This is a genomic window from Rhizobium sp. BK112 (genome assembly GCF_014193215.1).
GTDB lineage: Bacteria > Pseudomonadota > Alphaproteobacteria > Rhizobiales > Rhizobiaceae > Rhizobium > Rhizobium anhuiense.
In genome coordinates, this window is record NZ_JACHYZ010000006.1 from 203,536 (window position 1) to 218,149 (window position 14,614).

At 62.0% G+C, this 14,614-nt stretch carries 13 protein-coding genes; 3 read left to right on the forward strand and 10 right to left on the reverse strand.

The genetic code is table 11. From position 1 onward, the window contains the following. Positions 1-178 precede the first annotated feature (178 nt). Positions 179-376: a DUF3311 domain-containing protein gene (locus FHT75_RS18585; protein WP_047612199.1), complete on the forward strand. Its 198-nt coding sequence runs from the start codon at positions 179-181 to the stop codon at positions 374-376. Next, positions 366-1,841 (forward strand): sodium:solute symporter family monocarboxylate transporter, encoded by a 1,476-nt coding sequence (mctP, locus tag FHT75_RS18590; protein WP_047614624.1) that lies wholly within the window; start codon positions 366-368, stop codon positions 1,839-1,841. The genes FHT75_RS18585 and mctP overlap by 11 nt, the downstream gene beginning before the upstream one ends. Positions 1,842-1,922: 81 nt before the next feature. On the opposite strand, the gene FHT75_RS18595 is transcribed toward mctP, so the two are convergent. After that, on the reverse strand, positions 1,923-3,884 hold the full coding sequence (locus FHT75_RS18595) for a methyl-accepting chemotaxis protein (protein WP_047612195.1): 1,962 nt from the start codon (positions 3,882-3,884) through the stop codon (positions 1,923-1,925). 808 nt (positions 3,885-4,692) lie between these two features. On the opposite strand from FHT75_RS18595, the gene FHT75_RS18600 reads away from it, so the two are divergent. Then, positions 4,693-4,887 (forward strand): diguanylate cyclase domain-containing protein, encoded by a 195-nt coding sequence (locus FHT75_RS18600; RefSeq protein ID WP_245433202.1) that lies wholly within the window; start codon positions 4,693-4,695, stop codon positions 4,885-4,887. On the opposite strand, the gene FHT75_RS18605 is transcribed toward FHT75_RS18600, so the two are convergent. From FHT75_RS18605 to FHT75_RS18645, 9 genes are all read right to left on the reverse strand, one after another. Then, positions 4,860-5,930, reverse strand: a complete 1,071-nt coding sequence (locus tag FHT75_RS18605) for an LLM class flavin-dependent oxidoreductase (RefSeq protein ID WP_047614622.1) — start codon at positions 5,928-5,930, stop codon at positions 4,860-4,862. The genes FHT75_RS18600 and FHT75_RS18605 overlap by 28 nt on opposite strands. A gap of 57 nt (positions 5,931-5,987) precedes the next feature. Beyond that, a complete protein-coding gene (locus FHT75_RS18610; protein ID WP_183845118.1) occupies positions 5,988-7,361 on the reverse strand; it encodes an LLM class flavin-dependent oxidoreductase in 1,374 nt (457 codons plus the stop codon). A gap of 37 nt (positions 7,362-7,398) precedes the next feature. Continuing rightward, positions 7,399-8,148 carry an ABC transporter ATP-binding protein gene (locus FHT75_RS18615; protein ID WP_047614618.1) on the reverse strand — a complete coding sequence of 250 codons (750 nt, stop codon included), beginning with the start codon at positions 8,146-8,148 and terminating at the stop codon, positions 7,399-7,401. Then, positions 8,124-9,023: an ABC transporter permease gene (locus tag FHT75_RS18620; protein ID WP_047614616.1), complete on the reverse strand. Its 900-nt coding sequence runs from the start codon at positions 9,021-9,023 to the stop codon at positions 8,124-8,126. Before FHT75_RS18620 ends, FHT75_RS18615 begins: the two co-directional genes overlap by 25 nt. A gap of 34 nt (positions 9,024-9,057) precedes the next feature. Next, positions 9,058-10,083 carry an ABC transporter substrate-binding protein gene (locus tag FHT75_RS18625; RefSeq protein WP_047612189.1) on the reverse strand — a complete coding sequence of 342 codons (1,026 nt, stop codon included), beginning with the start codon at positions 10,081-10,083 and terminating at the stop codon, positions 9,058-9,060. Between the two features lie 311 nt (positions 10,084-10,394). Continuing rightward, positions 10,395-10,727, reverse strand: a complete 333-nt coding sequence (locus FHT75_RS18630) for a hypothetical protein (RefSeq protein ID WP_028757287.1) — start codon at positions 10,725-10,727, stop codon at positions 10,395-10,397. Positions 10,728-10,822: 95 nt separating this feature from the next. Then, a complete protein-coding gene (locus FHT75_RS18635) occupies positions 10,823-11,920 on the reverse strand; it encodes a substrate-binding domain-containing protein (RefSeq protein WP_047612187.1) in 1,098 nt (365 codons plus the stop codon). Between the two features lie 51 nt (positions 11,921-11,971). Next, a complete protein-coding gene (locus FHT75_RS18640) occupies positions 11,972-13,012 on the reverse strand; it encodes an ABC transporter permease (RefSeq protein WP_183845119.1) in 1,041 nt (346 codons plus the stop codon). Between the two features lie 18 nt (positions 13,013-13,030). Next, positions 13,031-14,527, reverse strand: coding sequence for a sugar ABC transporter ATP-binding protein (locus tag FHT75_RS18645; protein ID WP_047612182.1), 1,497 nt, complete (start codon positions 14,525-14,527; stop codon positions 13,031-13,033). Positions 14,528-14,614 lie beyond the last annotated feature (87 nt).

A 14,614-nucleotide genomic window follows, 5' to 3' on the forward strand; every position in this document is an offset into this window, starting at 1 on the left:
TGGCCGAGTGCGAGCCGTTGGGAGGAATTCACATGCGTTACATCAGCTTCCGATCGACCGGAAAACCGCAAGCGACCCGAACCGGGCCTGCCGCGGCCGCCGGCTGACAGACCTGCCTTCCACGCCGACAACTGGAACATGGCGACCGCCGCCCGCGGCGCCTGAAAGGGATCCCGACATGGAAAAACCACGTAGCAAGGCAGCGCTCTGGCTGCTTGTCATTCCGTTTATAGGTCTGCTCTGGCCGCCATTCTACAATCTCCGCGAGCCGTCTCTTTTCGGCTTTCCGTTCTTCTACTGGTATCAGCTTCTCTGGGTGCCGATCACCGCGACGCTGACCTGGATCGCCTATCGGAGCACCCGCCATGACGACTGACATCAACGGCACGGCGCTTGCCGTCTTCATCTTCTTTTTCGCGCTCGTCACCGTCATGGGCTTCGTCGCCAGCCGCTGGCGCAAGCCGGAGACACTCGCCCATATCGATGAATGGGGCCTTGGCGGACGCAACTTCGGCACCTGGATCACCTGGTTCCTCGTCGGCGGTGATTTCTATACCGCCTACACCGTGATCGCCGTCCCGGCGCTGGTCTATACCGTCGGCGCCTACGGCTTCTTCGCGCTGCCGTATACCATCGTCGTCTATCCCTTCGTCTTCATGGTCATGCCGGTTCTGTGGAAACGCGCCAAGGATTTCGGTTATGTGACGGCGGCCGACGTCGTTCACGGTCAATACGGATCGCGCAGTCTCGAACTCGCGGTGGCGGCAACCGGCGTCATCGCCACCATGCCCTACATCGCCCTGCAGCTCGTCGGCATGACGGCGGTGCTGAAGGCACTCGGGCTGCATGGCGAACTGCCGCTGGCGATCGCCTTCATCGTGCTGGCGCTCTACACCTATTCAGCGGGTCTGCGCGCGCCGGCTCTGATCGCCTTCGTCAAGGACATCATGATCTATATCGTCGTGATCGCAGCCGTCGCATTGATCCCGTCGAAGCTCGGAGGCTACGCCAATGTCTTTGCCTCGGCTGACGCGGCCTTCCAGGCCAAGGGTTCCGGCAGCCTGCTGCTCGGCGGCAATCAGTATGTCGCCTATGCCACGCTCGCCTTGGGTTCAGCGCTCGCGGCCTTCATGTATCCGCATACGCTGACGGGCATCTTTGCCTCCAACAGCGGCAAGACGATCCGCAAGAATGCGATCATGCTGCCCGCCTATACGCTGCTGCTCGGCCTTCTCGCGCTGCTCGGCTATATGGGACACGCCGCCAACCTGAAGCTCGACAGCGCCAATGATGTCGTTCCGACGTTGTTCAAGACGCTGTTTTCGGGCTGGTTCTCCGGCTTCGCCTTTGCGGCGATCGCCATCGGCGCGCTGGTGCCGGCAGCGGTGATGAGCATCGGCGCCGCCAATCTGTTCACCCGCAATTTCTGGAAAGCCTATGTCGATCCCAATGTCAGCGATGCGGGTGAGGCCAAGGTCGCCAAGGTGACGTCGCTGGTGGTGAAGGTCGGTGCGCTTCTCGTCATCATCTTCCTGCCGACGCAATTCGCCCTCGACCTGCAGCTGCTCGGCGGCATCTGGATCCTGCAGACGCTTCCGGCCCTGGTGTTCGGTCTCTATACCAACTGGTTCCGCGCACCCGGCCTGCTTGCCGGCTGGTTCGTCGGCTTCTGCGGCGGCACCTTCCTCGTCTGGGATGCCGGCTGGAAACCTCTGCACCTGATCAGCCTCGGCGGCGAACCCTTCACCGTCTACACGGGACTGCTGGCGCTTGCGGCAAACATCGGTGTTGCGGTCGTGGTCAACGCCCTGCTTCCGGCCAAGGTTCCGGCTCGGGCCTAGGATGAAAATACGAAGGGCAGCAAACGCTGCCCTTCGTAACCATTTGCTTTCCAGCACAAGCTGGAGGGGGATCAGCTCGACTTAAAACTCTTCCCAATCGCCGGCCAGCGCCGCATTGCCATTCGCCTGGAACGACTTGCCCACCTTGGCAATCATCTGGCGCGCCGGCGAGGCCACCGGTTGAGCATGCTGTGCCACGGCAGCGGGCTGCGATATGCGCTTCGGCGCCACCGCTCCGCCGATGTTGAACTGGCCCAGCAACTGGAACAGCGCGTCGGCTTCCTTGGCGAGGCTATGGGCGGCGGCTGTCGCTTCTTCCACCATGGCGGCGTTCTGCTGGGTGCCCTGATCCATCTTGTTGACGGCGGCATTGATCTCCTTCAACCCCGTCGCCTGCTCCTGCGAAGCGCCGACGATCGCCACGACATTGCCGTCGACCTGCTGTACCTGCACTGCAATTTCCTGCAGGGCTTTTCCGGTCTCGCCAACCAGGGCGACACCGCTTTTCACATGGCCATTCGACGCGTTGATCAGTTCCTTGATTTCCTTGGCCGCCTTGGCGGAACGCTGCGCCAACTCGCGCACTTCCTGGGCGACGACGGCAAAGCCCTTGCCTGCTTCGCCGGCGCGCGCCGCTTCGACGCCGGCATTCAGCGCCAGCAGGTTCGTCTGGAAGGCGATTTCATCGATGACGCCGATGATGCTGCCGATTTCGGTGGCGGAGGATTCGATCTTGCCCATGGCGTCGACCGCATCGCGAACGACGCTGCCCGAGCGTTCCGCATTTTCCTTCGTCTTGCGAACGAGCTGGCCGGCTTCCTGAGCCCGGTTGCTCGAGTCGGCGACGGTGGTGGTGATCTCCTCCAGCGCAGCCGCCGTTTCCTCGACGGATGCAGCCTGCTGTTCGGTCCGCTTGGCGAGATCATCCGAGGCGGAGCGGATCTCCTGCGCGCCGCCGGCGATGGCGCTGGCGTTCTGGGCAACCTTCTGCATCGCGGCGCGGAGCTTTTCGACCGCGGAATTGAAGTCGGCTCTGAGCTTTTCCAGAGACGGAATGAACGGCGTGTCGATCTGCTGCGTGAGGTCACCGTCGGCCAGCGCCTGCAATGCGGTGCCCAGCCGGCCGACAGCCTGGTCCGTCTGCTCGGCCAGGGTGCGACGTTCACCGGCATCCTGCTCGAGCCGGTGCCGTTCCGCCACCGACCTCTTGGCTTCCGCATCGGCTTCCCGTTCGGCCTTTGCCGAAATGGCGTCGCGCAAGCCGGCCACGGCCCGTGCGAGCCTGCCAATCTCGTCGCCGCGCGCCTCGAGGCGGCGATCGCCGTCGAGATTGCCTTCCGCCATCGCTTTCAGGGAAAGCTGAAGCTTTGCCAGCGGGCCGACGATCGTGCGTGCGGTGATGGCAGCGGCAATGATGGACAGAACGGCCGCAATGCCGAGCGCAGTCATCGCTATCGGCTTGAAGCCGCTCGCCGCGCTGCGAACCTCGCCGCCGATCGATTTGTTCAGCGCTTCCTGATAGTCGATGAATTTGTTGATGGCGCCAAGCCAGGCAACGAAGGCCGGCCTCGCCTGTTCGAGCAGGATCTTGCGGGCTGCCTCGCCGTCGCCCTTCTCCTGCAGCGCAATGATCTGGGCGACCAGCGGATTGGTCTTCGCCTGGATGTCGGCGATTTCGCTGAGAATGGTCTTTTCCTGTTCCGTCGCACCTGCCGGCGATGCAACCATCTCCGCCATGCGCTTTTCATTCTCGGCGTAAGACGCGGCCAGCTTTTCGATCAATGCCTCGGCAGTCTTCCGCTCATCGGCAGAGGTCACCAGAGTGACGTCACGGATGGCGATCGCCCGATCGTGCACGCTGCCGCGGTAGTTGATGGCAAAGCGCTGCTTGACGCTGTTGACGTCGTTGATCGTTTCAAGATTGTCGTTGATCTCAGCGACCTTGACCGCCGAATAGATGGTCAGGCCGGCCATCAGCAGAACCAGGAAGCTGAAGCCAAGGGTGAGACGCACCGCGATCCCGAAACTCTTAATGCTCTTCATTCGCACTCTCCATCGTGTGGGCGAGGTTTGTTGAAACGTGTCTGGCCGCCAGGGTCGCGCGTGATATCTCGTTCAAATGCGAGGCCCTCGAGCTGTCCCCGAATGCGCCGAAAGGCGCCTTTGCGTGCTGGAACGATGCCATTTGCATGCCCTTGCGCGTTTACCCTGTGAGTGCGCGGAGCCATCGCGCCCAAGATGCGAGGCGGTGCGTCAAAGTAACAACGTCGATATTATGCGAGATTTCGGGGGCCTGGTGCGCCATCATGGCATAGGTGACGATCCTGAGACCGTCGCTCCGACATCTAAAAATTTAGGCGAATATATTTTAGAGAGTGTAAACGGAGCCGACAGGGCGTCATTCTGCTGCGCTTTTCGTATATTTTCGCGGAATTTTGCGCATCCAATGGGCATATGCCCGCATCAGGAGAATATGATAAGTTGTCTGGCAGAGCTTACACAGATCTTATGTTGTGGGATTAGACCGTTGCGCTTTTCTTGCGCCCGATTCGAACAATGATCTCGGGGAATGAACCAACAATAATTACGAGTCTTTCCGGATGTATTAGGACAGCGAGTCGATGCCTACCAACGGAGTTCGCCGGTTGTTAAGCCCAACACTTTGAGAATTGTTAGAGGTTCTCATGGACGATGCGGCGTGGAAAGAAATGGGGCGGAGGTGGCACGCCGGGCTTCTTCCGAGTCAAAGCATGACGAGAACCCGGCAGCGAGCTGGCGGGAACTGCTCGACAGCGCCGTGCGCCTGGATTGGGAATGCCGCACCCGGACTGGGTCGGTTCCAGCCTGACCCATGCCGCCCTGTTATCGGTCGACATCGACCATTTCAAAAGCATCAACGACATCTTTTCATTCCATCGGCGATATCGTTCTCCGCCACGTTGCCGGCTTGCTGGGCGATGCCGGGAGGGAAGGTAGCCTGGCAATCCGCATGGGCGGCGAGGAATTCCTGCTTCTGCCTCAGCCGCGTAGCAGCGGCAGGAGCTGATCGCCCTGCCGCCTGATCTCGGAGAGATAGGGCGTGTCGGACAGTACGAAGTGGGTGATGCCGAGATCCTGGTATTTGCGCAGCGAGCGGGCGACATCCGCCGCCGAGCCGACCAGCCAGGTGGTGCCGGCACCGCCGCCGCCGAACTTGCCCGGCGCCGTATAGAGGTTGTCGTCGAGGACGTCGCCGCGCTCATGGAGCTCAAGCAGCCGCTGCTGGCCGACGGCGAGCACGCGCTGGTGATCGTGCCAGCCGGTACCTTTGTTTCTCGCCATCTCGGCGACCTTCGCCTCGGCATCGGCCCAGGCCTGTTCCGTGGTGTCGCGGACCAGCGTCGTGATCCGCAGGCCGAATTCCAGCGGCGGGAGGTCGCGGTCGAGCTCCCGGCTCAGCGCCTTGAGCCGGTCGATCCGCTCGCGGACACCATCCAACGGCTCACCCCAGAAAAGCTGGACATCGGCCTCGGTCGCGGCCACCCGCTCGGCCGCCTCCGAGGCACCGCCAAAATAGAATTTGGGGTGCCGACGGTCGCCACGAACCTCGATGCGCGGCACCACGGTGGATTCGGCGACCCGGAAGTGCTCGCCCGCCGAGGTGACGTTTTCTTCCGTCCACAATCGGCGGACCAGACGCATGAACTCCCTGGTTCTGCTATAACGATGCGCCTGATCGCCCTCGCTGTCGCCGTAGGCGGCTAAGTTGTCCTTGCCCGACACAATGTTGATCCGCACCCGCCCACCTGTGAGGTGGTCCAGTGTCGCCGCCGCGGATGCGAAATTCGCCGGTCGCCAATAGCCAGGGCGGATCGCGATGAGCGGTTCGAAGGTGGTGGTCCGTGCGGCGAGCGAGGCCGCGACGGTGAACGTGTCGGGGCGGCCCCAACCGGTGCCAATGAGCGCCCCCTTCCAGCCATGCTCTTCGAGCGCCCGCGCATGGCTGGTCAGCGTATCCAGGCTGTTGTGGTTCTCGACAGCGGAATCGCCGCGATGACCGGGTCTGACGTCGTTGGGAATATACCAGAGAAATTCGGAATGATTGCTCATGCGATGCTGCAGTTCTGTCGGTGATCGGAACACGGAAACCGGGAAGCCCCCGGGAGATCATACGGCGGCCTGCGCCTTTTGCTGCTGCACCTGAAGTGCGAAGCCGTTCGGCGGGCGCTGGAGGCCGAGGTTCTCCCGCAGCGTCGTGCCTTCATATTCGTGCCGGAACAGGCCGCGCTTGCGCAGGATGGGGACGACCTGATCGACGAAATCGGTCAGCGCCGTGGGCAGCACCGGCGGCATGATGTTGAAGGCGTCGGCGGCTCCGTTCTCGAACCATGTTTGCATCGCATCGGCGATCTGCTCGGGTGTTCCGACAACCGTCCGGTGGCCGCGAGCGGTGGCGACCGCCAGATAGAACTGGCGCAGTGTCAGATTGTTGCGCGACACCAGATCGGAAACCAGCTTGAGGCGGCTTTTGTTGAGTTCGGTATTATCGGGCAGGGGCGGGGCGGGATCATCAAGCGAGTAGCCGGAAAGGTCGACGCCCCGGTAGTGGCGGGCGAGGATATTCCAGGCAATGGAGGGATGAACCAGGGATTGGATATAGTCGTAATTCGCCTGGGCTTCGGCTTCCGTGCCGCCGAGAACGGGGAATATGCCGGGACTGATCAGCAGTTCGTCCGGCCGGCGGCCGTAGCGGGCGAGCCGCCCTTTGACGTCGGAGTAGAATTCCTGCGCATCCTCGAGAGTCTGGTTGGCGGTAAAGATCATCTCGGCCGTGCGGGCGGCAAGCTCGCGTCCCGGTTCGGATGCGCCGGCCTGCACGATGACAGGATAGCCCTGAACCGGACGGCCGACGTTGAGCGGACCGGCCACCGAGAAGAACTTGCCCTTGTGATCGACGAGATGCACCTTGTCGGGATCGAGATAGACGCCGCTTTCCTTATCGCGGATGAAGGCGTCGTCTTCATAGGAATCCCACAGGCCCTTCACCAGGTCGACGAATTCCTCGGCCCGCTCATAACGATCGGCATGGGCGGGATGGCCGGCGATCGAAAAATTCTTCGAAACATCCGCGCCCGTCGTGACGACGTTCCAGGCCGCACGGCCCTTGGAGATATAGTCCAGCGACGCAAACCTGCGGGCGAGAAGATAGGGATCCTCATAGGTCGTCGATGCGGTGGCGACGAAGCCGATATGCTTGGTGACCTGCGAGAGGGCGGCCCAGAGGGTCAGGGGCTCGAAATGCGCGCCCTGGGCGGTGCGGCGAAGCGCTTCCGGGTCCTTGGTGCGGTCCCATCCCGCAGGACTATCTGCGACGAAGACGAGATCGAATTTGCCGCGCTCGGCGGTTTGGGCGAGCTCCCGGTAGTGATCGATATTGAGGCCGGCATCGGCCTGCGCCTCCGGATGGCGCCAGGCGGCGATATGATGGCCGGTCGCCATGATGAACGCGCCAAGCCGCATTTGCCGTTTCGATGTGCTCATTGGCTTATCTCCAGATCAAATTGAGCTGCTGCCCGTTTCAGGCAGCCTTGCGGCCCGGGAGGTCGACCCCGAGCCGGCTGAGGAGGTGGGCGCGGAATTGTGCAAAGCGCGGATCGCCATGATCGCGCGGCGTCGGCAGATCGATCTTGAGATCCTCGATGAGACGGCCTTCGTCGAGGACCAGTATCCGGTCGGCCAGCGAAATCGCCTCGCCGACGTCGTGCGTGACGAGCAGCACCGCAGGACGGTGCCTTGCACACAATTCCCGCAGCAGATCGTGCATCTTCAGCCGGGTCAGCGCGTCGAGCGCGCCGAACGGCTCATCGGCGAGAAGCAGGGCCGGCTCCCGCACCAGGGAACGGGCAAGGGCGACCCTCTGCTGCTCGCCGCCCGAAAGCTGGTTCGGCCACGCCGTTTCCCGGCCTTCAAGTCCCACTTCCGCCAAAGCCTTCCTTCCCTCCTCCTGACCGGTGGTGCCGGCCAGGCCGAGCGTAACGTTTTGGATCACGCTGCGCCACGGCAGCAGGCGGGCATCCTGGAAAACCACCGAAAGGCTTTCCGGCGTCTCGAGGGTGCCGGTGCCCTGGACATCGTGATCGAGGCCGGCAAGAGCTCTCAAAAACGTGCTTTTGCCGGAGCCGCTGCGGCCGAGCAGGGCGACGAATTCGCCTTCCTCGATGTCGAGATCGACGCCGTCAAGGATGGTCTTTTTCGCAAACCGGCGTACGAGGTTTCGCACGTGGACGGCCTTGGTCGCAGGCTTCAATTTGCCAGGGTGCGGCGCCATGAGAGGACCCTCCGTTCGAGCAGACGGACGAGACCGTCCGAAACGAGACCCAACAGCACATAGACCACCAGGCCGACGAGAATGACGTCGGTCTGCCCGTAATTGCGGGCAAGATCGATCATGTAGCCGAGCCCGCTGGTAGCGTTGATCTGCTCGACCACGACGAGAGAGACCCAGCAGAGGGTGACGGCAAACCGCAGACCCAGGAGAAAACCCGGCAAGGCGCCCGGCAGCACCACCTGAAGGATGAAGTCCTTCTGGCTCATGCGCAGCGTCTCGGCCAGTTCGACATAACGGCTGTCGATGCTGCGGAGCGCATTATGGGTGTGGATGTAAATCGGCACGATGACGGCAAGCACGATGGTGGTGACCTTCATGCCCTCGCCGATGCCGAACCACAGGATCAGCAAGGGGATCAAGGCCAGCGTCGGGATCGCGCGTTTGATCTGGACCGGACCATCGATCAGGGCTTCGCCGATCCGGGACAGGCCGGCGACAACCGCCAGGAGCGTACCGATCAGCAATCCGATGCTCAGGCCGAGCAGGGCGCGGGTCGCCGACGTCACGAAATTGTCCTGCAGGCGGCCCTGCTCTATCAGCCTTGCGAAAGCCTCGATGACCGTCCACGGCGCTGACAGGATGCGCGGGTCGATCCATCCGAGCGCCGAGCCGATGACCCAGGTCAGGACAAGCAATGCCGGCCCGATCTGCAGCCCGAAAGGGATCGCGGGTCCGGGACCCAGCCTACGACGGGTGCGAGGGCCGGCGGAGCCAGTCGAGCCGGCCGGCCTTGCCGTTCGTGAAACTCGATGCGCAACTCTCCCGCCTGATGTCAGGGATAGTTTCGCCTCATCTGCATCCCAAGTGGTTGCCATGCTTCAGGTCTCCTCTCCGAAGGGATGTCGAACGTTACTGGCTCTTGGCGAGAGCCGCGGCACCGAGCTTTTCGAAACGGTTGTCGAAAATCCTTTCCACATCGAAAGATTGGTAGCCGAGCTCGTCCGCCAGCAGATTGATGGTTTCCTGGTGGCGCTTCTTCACTTCGCCCCAATCGGCGGGAACGATCTGTTCGCCGGTCAGCTTGACGAGAAATTCCCCATCCTCCTGGCTGAGGCCCTGCTGACCGACATAATATTCCTTGATCCAGAGGTCCGGATTGCGGTTCACCCATTCGGTGGCGCGTGCCCACAGGCCCACATATTCGGCGAGAGCTGCCGCCTTGGCGGGATCATCGAGAACCCATTGCGGCGCATAAAGATGGCTCGGATCGTCCCGCAGGCCATGCTCCACGAGGGTCGCTCCGTCCGATCCATATTGGCCGATGTAGCGCCTGATATAGACACCGCCGAGCGGCGCGATATCGACTTGCTTGCTCGCCAATGCCTTCGGATAGACGTCGCCGGTGCTCGGCAGTTCCACCAGGGTGACGTCGCTGCTTTTCAAACCTGCCGCATGCAGTGCCCGAAGGACGAGCGTGCCCTGGGCCTGGCCCGGGCTGAAGGCGATGCGTTTGCCGCGGAAATCGGCGAGCGTCTTGACGGCTGCGCCGGGTGCGATACCGAAGCGGTAGATGGGATTGGCAATCGGGTCACGGCGTTCGCGATAGGCGATATTGCGGACGGGCAGGTTGTTCCAGTTGGCGAAGATCGAGGGGATCTCGGCCACCGATCCGACATCGAGCGCATGGGCGCGGAAAGCTTCCGAGGTCTGCGGCCCGCCGCTGATATTGGCCCATTTCACTTCAAAACTGAGCTCTTTGTCGAGGCCGGACACTTCGAGGGCTTTCTGGGTGACCGGATCGCCGATCGTCAGCACCGTGCCTGGCGGCACTTTGGCAAGCAGGGGGGCATCTGCCTGGGCCGCCGCCGGACCGTGAACGGCACTGAGACCAAGCAGACTGAACAACGCAATTTTGAATGTCTTTGCCAATGTCATCGTCGATCTTCCCGTTTCGGATTGTTGTTTGCAGGAACGATGCACGGTAAAATGGCGGATAATCTACTAAATCGGTAGACTATTTAGTTTAATAAAAGCGTCGCTGGTGGAAAATTGTCCCCAAAAGTCGAGCATCCGGAACGATCGCATCCGGCACCTTCGCAGGATGATGGGGGTGAGCAGGCGTGAAAAAAGCGCCTGGGACGGTCGTCCGCGGGCGCTTAATAGGTCTCTTCTGTTGATAAGAGCAGGCGGCGGCCGGAGTAACCGACCTTCGCCCGAACCGGCGTCGACGTCAAACTCGCCTGATGTCAGGCCGGTGCGTATTCGTTGGCCGAGAATACGTGGTGATGCACCTTGCCGGTGAAGAGTTGCAGGAGTTCGCCGGTGACTTCGCGGCTCTCGGACCGCACATCGGAAAGCAGTGCCGCCTTCACCGCATCCATATCGGGATAACGAATGGCGAGCGCCATGGCATAGATCGGGGCGCCTTCGTCTCGTTCCATTCCGTCCAGTACCCGGATTTCCTCGGCGCCCGGAAACTTCGTCCAGAGAGGGACGAGCCGCTGCCGCACGAATGCGCGGAATTCCGCTTCTCTGCCGGGATGGATTTCGCCTTCAAACAAAGCATAACGAATGATCATGGGGTCTCTTTTCCAAAACTCGCCGGAGCTGGATCGATGGTGGTGTGTTGTCGGAGTATCAGGGCGTATCGGTCGATACGCCCTGACTGAAAGGCTTATTTGCCCCAGATTTTCTTGTATTGATCGCGGTAACCGTTGTCGGGATCGAAGCTGTTCTTCGGTCCGCCGTCAAACTCGACGTTTGCGCTCGTTACCACATGCAGCGGCGAGACGTAGCCCGACCAGGGAGCGCCGGCAAAGGCGCGGTTCAATTCGTCGACGAGTTGCCAGCCCTGAAGGTTGAGCGGCTCGGCGACCGTGACGGCCTGGAACTGCTTGGCGCGGATCCGCTGATAGGCGCTCTCCGAACCGTCGCCGGCGGCGACGTTCACCGGTTTTCCGTCGCCTGCAATACCGGCCGAGGCGAGCGAAGGTCCCATGAAGTCGTAGTAGAGGTCGTTGATCGCCAGGGAATGCGTCCACTTCGCGCCATATTTCTGCAGAAGCGAGGTGGTGAGCTGCGGCATGCGCTGAGAGGTTTCGGCAATCGGCGTGTCGACATATTCGAGCACCGTGCCGCCGAGATCCTCGATCTCCTTCTTCATGCGATCGGCCTTGGCGATCGCGATCGCATAGGTGGAGTCGGTGAAGATGATGACGCCGGGCTTGCCGCCGGCATCGGCAAAGGCCCAATCCGCCGCGGACTTCGACACTTCCATCGCATCGGTGGTGACGTTTGCGAAGACACCGACTTCGGGAACCGGACCGACAGCCGACGCCGCATGCCAGGAAACCATCGGAATGCCGGCAGCCTTGGCCGCTTCCATCGCCGGCTTCTGCTCGACCGCGTCGAAGCCGTTGATGATGATACCATCCGGCTTCAGCGCCATGGCCTGGCCGAAGGCGGCGGTCCGCCCGCCGATCGAACCGGCGCCGTCGAGCGCCTTCACCGTCCAGCCCAGCGCGCCTGCCGCTTCCTGAACGCCATTGACCACGCCGAGGATGCCGCCGTTCTTCATATCGGCGGCAAGAATGACGATGTTCTTTCCGGTCGCGCCCTTGGGGCCGCTCGTCGGGCCATCCCAGGCGCTCACCTTGGAAGCATACTTGTCGACCACGGCCTTGGCGTCGGCCATGGAATCGGCCAATGCCGGGATGCTCAGCATAACGGCGACGGTTGCGACCGTTGCCTGCAATAACATTCTGCGCTTCATGTTCACTCCTCCATTTTGTTTGTTGTGAAATGCCGACATGAGCCGGCATCCTCATTTGGATGCGGGTGTGATCCTCCTCACAGCTCCGCGTTTGCGCTGGGCGTAACCTGCTATGCCGATGGCAATCAGCAGGGTGACGCCGTTGAACAGCGGTTCGACGAAGAACGACCCGCCGAATTGCTGAATTCCGGAAATTCCGACCGCCAGGATGATGACGCCGATCAAGGTGCCCCAGACGTTCACCCGTCCGGGCTTGATCGTCGTCGATCCGAGAAATGCGCCAACAAGCGCCGGCAGCAGATATTCGAGGCCGACGCTTGCCTGGCCGATCCGCAGCTTCGAGGCGAGAAGGACCCCGGTCAGGGCCGCCAGCAGCCCCGAGGTGACGAAGGCGCCGATCACGAATTTGCGGACCGGAATGCCATTGAGGGCGGCGGCCTTCGGATTGGCGCCGATGGCGTAGAGATACCGGCCGATCGGCAGGTATTCGAGCACGATCCACATGCAGATTGCGATCAGCAGCACGTAGAAGCCGGTGATCGGCAGGCCGAACAGCATGGTGCCGTTCAGCGCATAGAAACCTTCCGGCAGGACGCCGACCACCTGTCGCCCACCGGTGTGCCAGAGGGCAAGCGCGTAAAGAACCGTTCCTGTGCCGAGCGTCGCGATGAAGCTGTCGATCTTCGCGACCTCCACCAGCAGGCCGTTTATGAAGCCGGTGAAGACGCCGAGTGCGAGAACGAAGAAGACTGCGACCGGCCAGGGCAGGCCGTAGGCCGTCTGCAGGCTGATGGCGAGAATGTGCCAGAGCACGATGCCATAACCGACAGTGAGATCGATGCGGCCCGACGCCATCGGGATCATCGCGGCGAGCGACAGAAGCGCAATGATTGCCTTGTCGGAGACGATCGAGCGGATATTCAACACGGTCGGGAACGTATCGGGCAGCAGGATCGAGAAGATCACGATCAGGCCGACGGTCAGGATCACCAGCCCGTAAACCGGGATCAGGCGTCCGATCTTCTGGCCTGTGGACAGGCCGGCCATTTCGCTCTTGGTCGGCTCCAACGCCGTGGATTCAATGGATTGCATGGCTGTTCTCCCGATGGCTCAAGCGGCTTCCGATGCGGATGCGGCTGTGATGACCGCCTCCGTCGTCAGGGCGCTTCCAATCAGTTCACTGACGATTTTGCCGCGCGAGAAGACCAGCGCGCGGTGGCAGATATGGGCGATTTCCTCGAAATCCGTCGACACCACGACAACCGCGAGACCGGCCTCGAGTGCCTGGGTGATCAGACGGTAGATCTCCGCACGCGCGCCGATGTCGACGCCGGCAGTCGGATCTTCGGCAATCAGCAGCTTGCGGCCGGTCGCCAGCCAGCGGCCGACGACTACCTTCTGCTGATTGCCGCCCGACAGGGCCTCCACCGGCAGATCCGGGTCGTTCGGCCGCAGGCCGACGGAATGGCCGATCTTATGGGCAAGATCGGCCTCGCCGCGCGGCGACAGGAAGGACAAAAGCCCACGTCCGACGGCGCCCGGATTGAGATAGGTATTTTCCCGAATGGAAAGCGACAGCGCCACGGATTCTTCCGTCCGGTCACGGGCAATCAAACCGATGCCCGACGCCATGGCCCGCAGCGGGCTCGAAAGGTCCGGGGCCTCGCCATGCAGCAGAACCGAGCCGTTGAAGGGCTCGCAGCCGAACAGCGCGCGGCCGATCCGTTCCTGACCGGCGCCACGCAATCCAGCCAGGCCCAGAAGCTCGCCCTCGCGAATTTCGAAGGATATCGGGCTCGTGCCGGCGCAAACGAGATCGCGAACCTCGACGATTGCCTTGCCGGGCCTGATCTCCGTCTTGGAAAAGAGGCTGTCGCCGCTGCGGCCGATGATCATCGTCACCAGCTCGTCGGGTGTCGTCTCGCTGACGGGCTTCTGTCCCACCATGCAGCCGTCGCGCAGAACGGCGACCCGATCGGCGATGCGGAAAATCTCGTCGAGCCTGTGGGAGACGTAGATCATGCCGACGCCACGGTCCTTCAGCGGGCGGATCGCATTGAACAGCCGATCGACTTCATCGGCGGGAAGGCTCGCCGTCGGCTCGTCGAGCACCAGAACGTCGGCTTCGACGGCAAGCGCACGGGCAATGGCGACAAGCGATTTTTCGGTGCGCGACAGCGCCGAGACCCGCGTGGTGGGATCAAAATCGCAGCCGACCAGTTTCAAGGCTTCCTTGGCACGCGCCTGCGTCCTGTTCCAATCGATCAAGCCGCGACGCATCGAGAAGCCCTGCGACAGGCCCATGTTCTCGCCGACCGTCATCCACTCGATCAGACCGAGATCCTGGTGGATGAAGGCAACCGGCTGCCGCTCGTTCGGCTTCGGAGGGCGGTGATGATAGCTCTGGCCGCGAAACAGGATGTCGCCGCTATCAGGCTTGTAGATGCCCGCAAGTGTCTTGATGAGCGTCGATTTGCCGGCGCCGTTTTCTCCCAGCAGCGCGAGGATTTCGCCCTCGCGCAGGTCGATCGAGACGTCCCGCAGCGCCTGCGTGCCGCCGAAGCTCTTGGTGATCGACTGGAACTCCAGCAGTCTCTTGGCTTCCACTGTGGCTCCTCCCAAAGCTGCAGTTGTCATTGACTGTATGTTATCGATAACATTTACGGATGGTCAAGCGGAAAGATGACGATCGCG

Coding starts and splice junctions, on each gene's coding strand:
- FHT75_RS18635 (WP_047612187.1), bottom strand. CDS start 11,920: ATGAAGCGCAGAATGTTATTGCAGGCAACGGTCGCAACCGTCGCCGTT.
- FHT75_RS18615 (WP_047614618.1), bottom strand. CDS start 8,148: ATGGCGCCGCACCCTGGCAAATTGAAGCCTGCGACCAAGGCCGTCCAC.
- FHT75_RS18600 (WP_245433202.1), top strand. CDS start 4,693: ATGCCGCCCTGTTATCGGTCGACATCGACCATTTCAAAAGCATCAACG.
- mctP (WP_047614624.1), top strand. CDS start 366: ATGACGACTGACATCAACGGCACGGCGCTTGCCGTCTTCATCTTCTTT.
- FHT75_RS18640 (WP_183845119.1), bottom strand. CDS start 13,012: ATGCAATCCATTGAATCCACGGCGTTGGAGCCGACCAAGAGCGAAATG.
- FHT75_RS18625 (WP_047612189.1), bottom strand. CDS start 10,083: ATGACATTGGCAAAGACATTCAAAATTGCGTTGTTCAGTCTGCTTGGT.
- FHT75_RS18585 (WP_047612199.1), top strand. CDS start 179: ATGGAAAAACCACGTAGCAAGGCAGCGCTCTGGCTGCTTGTCATTCCG.
- FHT75_RS18595 (WP_047612195.1), bottom strand. CDS start 3,884: ATGAAGAGCATTAAGAGTTTCGGGATCGCGGTGCGTCTCACCCTTGGC.
- FHT75_RS18620 (WP_047614616.1), bottom strand. CDS start 9,023: ATGGCAACCACTTGGGATGCAGATGAGGCGAAACTATCCCTGACATCA.
- FHT75_RS18610 (WP_183845118.1), bottom strand. CDS start 7,361: ATGAGCACATCGAAACGGCAAATGCGGCTTGGCGCGTTCATCATGGCG.
- FHT75_RS18605 (WP_047614622.1), bottom strand. CDS start 5,930: ATGAGCAATCATTCCGAATTTCTCTGGTATATTCCCAACGACGTCAGA.
- FHT75_RS18630 (WP_028757287.1), bottom strand. CDS start 10,727: ATGATCATTCGTTATGCTTTGTTTGAAGGCGAAATCCATCCCGGCAGA.